Below are 450 nucleotides of genomic sequence, written 5' to 3' on the forward strand. Positions count from 1 at the left end.
GCTGCGGCCGGGCTGCCCGCCGCGCTGCGCGGTCTCCCCGCCGGATCCGCCGTCGCTGCGCAGCGACATCGTGATGCCGCCCTGCGACGGGTCGAGCCCGGCCTGGGCCAGTGCCTGCTGCAGGCTGCCGGCATCGCGCTGGAGCATCGCCAGGGTCTCGACGCGCTCGACGACGAGATGCGTCGTCACGGTGCCCTTGTCCTTGTCGATGTCGAGGGTGACGTCGACGCGGCCCAGCTCAAGCGGATCGAGCCGGATCTGGAACTCGCTCGATCCGGCGAGCGACCGCAGCCCGATCGTCATCGGCACCTGACCGAGCGGCACCGGCGCCGCTGTCGGCTGGGCCGCGGCCTTGTCCGCGGCGATCGGCGAGGAGCCGGACGGCGCGGCCTGGGCCTTGGCGACGGGGTCCGGCGTCGCGGGTCCGGCCGACGCGGCGTCGGTGAGCGC

At 75.1% G+C, this 450-nt stretch carries 1 protein-coding gene; it reads right to left on the reverse strand.

Annotation, left to right across the window (positions count from 1 at the left end; all coding sequences use genetic code 11):
- Positions 1–450, reverse strand: a 450-nt coding sequence (locus tag FV223_RS29865; RefSeq protein ID WP_147730153.1) for a flagellar hook-length control protein FliK, incomplete at both ends; no start/stop codon positions are given.

Source organism: Methylobacterium sp. WL116 (assembly GCF_008039455.1).
Classification (GTDB): domain Bacteria; phylum Pseudomonadota; class Alphaproteobacteria; order Rhizobiales; family Beijerinckiaceae; genus Methylobacterium.